Source organism: uncultured Olegusella sp., from assembly GCF_947253395.1.
GTDB lineage: Bacteria > Actinomycetota > Coriobacteriia > Coriobacteriales > Atopobiaceae > Olegusella.
On the sequence record NZ_CAMXYY010000091.1, the window covers coordinates 1 to 5736 of the forward strand.

Genomic DNA, 5736 nt, shown 5'->3' on the forward strand with positions numbered 1-5736 from the left:
ATAGATGGGGTAGATGGCAAGGATGACTTTGGTGAGAGTCTGCCTCCTGCCGAGCTGTATGCCAAGATCTTGGCGGGTTCCGAAGCGCATACATCGCAGGTAAGTGTGGGCAGCTACGTTGATTTGTTTAAGCCAACGCTTGAGGCTGGCAAAGATGTTGTTCACCTCACCTTAAGCTCGGGTATTTCAGGTACCTACAACTCTGCGGTGACTGCGCGAGATTTGCTTGCTGAACAATATCCTGAGCGCAAGATTTATATTGTGGATAGCCTTGCGGCCTCTGCGGGTTATGGTCTGCTTGTTGATAAACTAGCCGACCTGCGTGATGAGGGCATGAGTGCCGATGAGTTGGTGGCGTGGGCCGAAAGGCACAAGCTTGAGCTCAATCATTGGTTCTTCTCCACCGATTTGACCTTCTTTATTCGTGGTGGGCGTATCTCTAAGGCAGCAGGTCTTGTGGGTGGCATGCTCAAGATTTGTCCTGTGATGAATGTGGCACACGATGGTTCGCTGGCTGTGGTCGAAAAGGTTCGTACCAAAAAACGTGCAGCTAATCGCGTTGTTGAAATCATGAAAGAGCGTGCCTTAGATGGCCTCAACTACAGCGACAAAGTGTTTATTTCCAATAGTGAGTGTCTTGAGGATGCACATATGGTAGGCGATGCGATTGAGGAAGTGTTCCTCAAGATGAATGGTAAGGTGCAGTACAGCAATATCGGTAGCACTATCGGTGTGCACACAGGACCTGGCACCGTAGCCCTCTTCTACTGGGGTGAGCCTCGCTAATTTTCCCGCTGCGGGTCTAGAAAGCAACGTTCCCATAGATGGTTCGTTTTTCGGCACCTATAAACACAGATGGTTCATGTTTCGGTTTCTCGAAAAATTTTACCTGCTGTTTTGTGGAAGGACACACCGAAGTTTGACCCATCTATTGTCTAAAGCGTCGAAGTTTGAACCATCTATTGCTTAAGGCTTCGAAACTTGAACCATTTGTAGTTTGGAACTTCGCAGTTTGAACCCTCTATGACGGGCTTTTTACGGGTCGCCAGCCTAGTTATGTACGCTTTTGCGCGGGACAAGAAGTCGTTGCATGCCTTCTTGAGGCGTGAACATTACATCAGCTGTAAGTTCTATTTACACCTATAGCTTTTTACAATGAAGCCAGGAGGTGTAAATATCATGAACGCTATTTTACAGGTTGAAAGTCTAAAAAAGTATTATGGAAAGGGCTCCTCGGTGACCAAGGCCCTCGATGGAGTCTCCTTCGAGATTATGCCAGGAGAGTTTTTGGGCATCATGGGCAGTAGTGGATCGGGAAAGTCCACGCTTCTTAATTGCCTAGCGACCATCGTAAAACTGAGCGCAGGCACCATTACCCTCAACGGTACGAATATCGCTACATTCAATGCAGATGCACTTTCTGATTACCGAGGAAACAAGACAGGCTATCTCTTCCAGAATTTTGAGCTTTTGGACAATCTCACGGCAAAAGAAAATATTCTGCTTCCGCTCTCCCTTCATGAAATCCCCGAGCAGGAGAGTATGAAGCGCCTGCAGACGCTGGCAGAGTACCTGGATATCAGCTCAGTGATGGATAAGTTCCCCTCACAGATGTCTGGCGGGCAAAAGCAGAGAGTGGCGGCGGCGCGTGCCTTGATTTTGGATCCAGAAATCGTCTTTGCCGATGAGCCAACCGGCGCACTTGATTCAAAGAACGCGCGCACCCTCATGGAAAAACTTACCCAGATGAATAGCGATTTTCAGACCACCATCCTCATGGTGACTCATGACAGCGCTTCTGCCAGTTTTTGCAGCCGTATCCTCTTTATCCAGGACGGCAAGCTCTATCACGAGCTTAGGCGAGACAAGCCCAGAGAGTCTCAGGAAGATTTTTATCAGAGGATTCTAAAGGTTATGGCAGGACTGGGAGGTGAACCGTATGTTTTCTAAGCTAGTCGCTCAAAATAGCCAGAGGAATCGAAAGAACAACGCGCTCTACTTTAGTTCAATGGTCTTGTCGGTTATCTCTTTTTATATCATCTTGTCCCTCTCGCATCAGGACGTCATTAGCTTTTTGACAAAGATGGAAAGCGATGCGGTCAATCGCCTCTTGGCCATGGTGCCCCTGTTTTATGTCTTTACCCTTTTCATTTTGCTGATGCTGGTTTATTTTGCGTCCAGTGTCCAGATGGAAAGAAGGAGTCATGAGTTTGGCGTGTATCTGACTCTGGGGATGAAACGCAAAACCTTGTTTCGCATGATTTTGATGGAGGATGTCAGGGACAGTTTGATTGCGCTTGCCATTGGACTTCCGATTGCGGTGATTCTGTCTGAAGCTATCAGTCTCGTAACGGTAAAGCTCATTGGCATCGGAATCGTGGGACATCGTTTTACCCTGTCCTTCTCTGCGATTCTTTTTACCGTTATAGGCTTTTCCCTGGTGAAATTGCTGGCAATACTGGTTCTCAGCAAGCGCGCGGTAAGCAAAGAAATCGGTGAGCTACTTTTCTTTGAGCCTGTCGGAGCAAAAAAACAAATCAATCAGAAAGCATGCTTTATTGCTTTCATATCCTCAGTGGGATGTCTTGGTCTTGCTTATTATTTGGGTCTTTCTGAACGTATGTGGGAAAATCTCGTATTTATGTTCCTTGTTCTTTTTAGTGGCACGCTTGGCACCATTCTTCTGTTCTATGCACTGCGCTTTGGCATTGAATGGGTGATGAAGCATTCAAAAAAGAAGAAACTACACGACTTCAATTTTCGCCAGATACAGGAAGGAATTGTTTCTCGCTCCACCTTGCTGGCGATCTGCTCACTTCTCCTGTTTTCTGCCTTTTGCCTGGCAGGCTATGGTAGTGCAGTGGCATCTCAGTACATTCAAGAGGACGACCACGTATTGGATTACACCTTCCTGCCAAATGAACCGACGAATGTAAAAGACCCAAACGAAACGATGAGTGTAAAAGATATTCGTCAGACCCTTTCTTCAGTAGGGCTTAGTAATTCTTTTAAGGATTTGGTGGAAGTAAAGCTGGGAAGTGCTTATCAGGAAAATATAGGAGCCTCTGCCATAGATGCCTCAGCGCTTAACAATGTCATCTCTATGATAGATAATCGTGAGTTCGCAGATAACCTTATGCAATTTATTAGGGACAATGACAATATTCTTTCGGAAAGCGGATACAACGAACTGTTGAAAGCAGCAGGAAAGGAACCGCTGGATCTGGATGGAAATAAGGTAGGTCTATATCTGGGAAAAGCCTTCTTTACAGATGAGAAAAGCATCAAGAAACTCAGCGAACTATTGAAATCAGATGTTGCTGTTAAAATAGATGCTGCAAGTTATGGGATTGATGCAAATATTCAACAAACAAACTTTGTGACCGATCGTGCCATCACCATTGGCGTTGCTTGGATAGTGCCAGATGAGCTTTTTGACCAGTTGACGGCAGGAGAATATAGCAGCTATTTGGGAGGCGTTCTGCAGCCGAAGCTTATTGAAGAAAAAGGGCTGATGATGGCGATTTCTGACATCAACACCCAGCTGGCAGGAACTGGCCTTTCCTATGAAAGCTATATTCAAAATGCCGGTAGGCAGATTTTCTATATCGTCTCATCGACATATCTCACGCTCTATTTGGCAACAATCTTCTTGATTATTGGAAATACCATCATTGGTATTCAGTTTTTGATGGAGCAGCAAAAGGCACATAGGAGGTATCAGTCACTGATTCATCTAGGTGCAGATTACAAGACCTTGTGTCGTGCGGCAAATACCCAGATTAATGGCTACTTTGGGATTCCTATTTTCGTGGCGCTCTTAAATGCTGCATTTGGAACCAAAACACTTTTCCAGGGATTACTTCCGTATTCATATCGCGATCAGAGCGGAAAACTTCTCATCATTGTTGTCATCATCCTTGTGCTAATTGCTATCGTAGAAGCAATCTATATCAGGGTAGTAAAGCAGAGCAGTAGTCAATATCTCTGGACACTAATGAAGCCGGCGCGGGAGGAATAGGCGGGGGACTGAAGTCTATGGCGAAACGCATTGCAATTATCGAAGATGAGCCTATGATTCGCAGGGAACTTGAGACCATGCTGCAGGCAGCAGACTATGTGGTCGAATGTATCCAAGACTTTCACGGTGTGTCCGATCAGTTGCTGTGCCTTTCGCCGGACTTAGTTCTGCTTGATATAAATCTTCCTGGGGAAAATGGCTTCCAGATTTGTCGGACTCTCAAGAAAAAGAGTGCCATCCCTGTTCTTGTGCTTACCTCCAGAGATCAGTTGCAAGACGAGCTACAAGCTCTTGATTTGGGTGCAGACGAGTACCTCACCAAGCCCTTCCGAAAAGAAAGACTGCTTGCAAGGATTTCTAATGTATTGAAGCGCTATGAGGGGAGAAAAAATCTGCTTGAAGGGGAGCAGTTCCTCCTCGACCGCCATACGTATACGCTATATTTCAACGGCCAGTCTGTGGTTTTGCCAGGAAACCAAGGGAAGCTTCTAGAAAGCTTTCTTTTGGCGGAGACGCCTTATGTAAGCAAAAAGGAGCTATCACAATCACTGTGGGGGACGACGGAGTATATCGATGAAAATGCACTCCACGTGAATATTACGCGTCTGAAAAAGAGGTTAAAAGACTTGGGAATTCCTCAGCATATCCAGTATGTTCAAGGCAAGGGGTATGCCTTGGTGAAGGATGGCCAAGATGCGTGAGCTCAAGCGAATCAAGCCCTATCTGCCGTGGCTGCTGATGATTTTGGCGGTCGATGGATTCTGCATCTTTCTTCTTTGGATGGCAGATATTGAAGCTCTGATTGCTTTGATTGGCTTGATTGTCTTAGCGACCCTTGTCTTTTTTATCGCCATTTGTCTCCTTCTGATGCGAAAAGAAAAGCAAAAAGAAAAAGTTCTGTTGCGCTATTTGGACGACCCAAGCTCAGCAGAAAATTTCGATAGCCTCTATGACTTGTATGGTGCAGAAAAAGAAGAGATTCTAAAGCAGCTTTTCAATAGCTTTCAGCAGAAGAACGACTTGATTCAGCAGAGCATAAGAGAGCGACAAGACTATGTGGACTACGTAGAAACATGGGCGCACGAGATAAAATTACCCCTTTCGTTGCTCACGATGATTCTTGATAACGACGATGGAACTATTCCGCCAGAACTCTTTTTCAAACTGGACTATATCCGCAATGAAACACAGCGCTATGTTTCCCAAATTCTTTTTTACCACCGCATAAAGAGCAAGAAGAAGGACTACTTGTTCCAAGACATCTCTCTATTGGGCTGCGTTGAGGAAGTCCTTGCAGACTATGGGCCATCGTTGAGAGAAAAAGGGTTTCAGCTGAGTTATGATCCCGTGGCTTTGGACGTCTGTGTGTTTACGGATCCGAGAGCTCTGGAATTTATCCTCCGCCAACTGGTGAGCAACTCAATCAAGTATGCCGGAGCGTCGCCCGTTCTTTCTTTTCTTGTAACAAGAGAAGCTAGAGGACGCGAAAACGGAGTGCTGCTGCGGATTTCCGATAATGGCCAGGGAGTAAAAGAATGCGATCTTCCGTACCTCTTTGAACGGGGATTTTCTGGCGATTCTGGTGAGCTACGAAAGAAATCCACTGGTATGGGACTCTATTTAGCAAAACAGCTTGCAGATGATATTCATATCCAGCTTGAAGTAGATTCAAAGTGGGAAGAGGGATTCACCGCAAGCTTATTTATTAATGATTA

Annotated in this window: 5 protein-coding genes; all 5 read left to right on the top strand. The window is 45.7% G+C overall.

Annotated features, from left to right (window positions below):
* A partial coding sequence (locus tag Q0X25_RS06850; RefSeq protein ID WP_298580383.1) for a DegV family protein occupies positions 1-786 on the top strand: 786 nt, incomplete at its 5' end.
* Positions 787-1179: 393 nt separating this feature from the next.
* A complete protein-coding gene (locus tag Q0X25_RS06855) occupies positions 1180-1950 on the top strand; it encodes an ABC transporter ATP-binding protein (RefSeq protein ID WP_298580386.1) in 771 nt (256 codons plus the stop codon).
* Complete coding sequence (locus tag Q0X25_RS06860) at positions 1940-4021, top strand: FtsX-like permease family protein (protein ID WP_298580396.1); 2082 nt, start codon at positions 1940-1942, stop codon at positions 4019-4021. The genes Q0X25_RS06855 and Q0X25_RS06860 overlap by 11 nt, the downstream gene beginning before the upstream one ends.
* 17 nt (positions 4022-4038) lie before the next feature.
* Positions 4039-4722 carry a response regulator transcription factor gene (locus Q0X25_RS06865; RefSeq protein WP_298580389.1) on the top strand — a complete coding sequence of 228 codons (684 nt, stop codon included), beginning with the start codon at positions 4039-4041 and terminating at the stop codon, positions 4720-4722.
* Positions 4715-5736, top strand: a 1022-nt coding sequence (locus Q0X25_RS06870) for a HAMP domain-containing sensor histidine kinase (RefSeq protein ID WP_298580393.1), incomplete at its 3' end; no start/stop codon positions are given. The genes Q0X25_RS06865 and Q0X25_RS06870, both read left to right, overlap by 8 nt.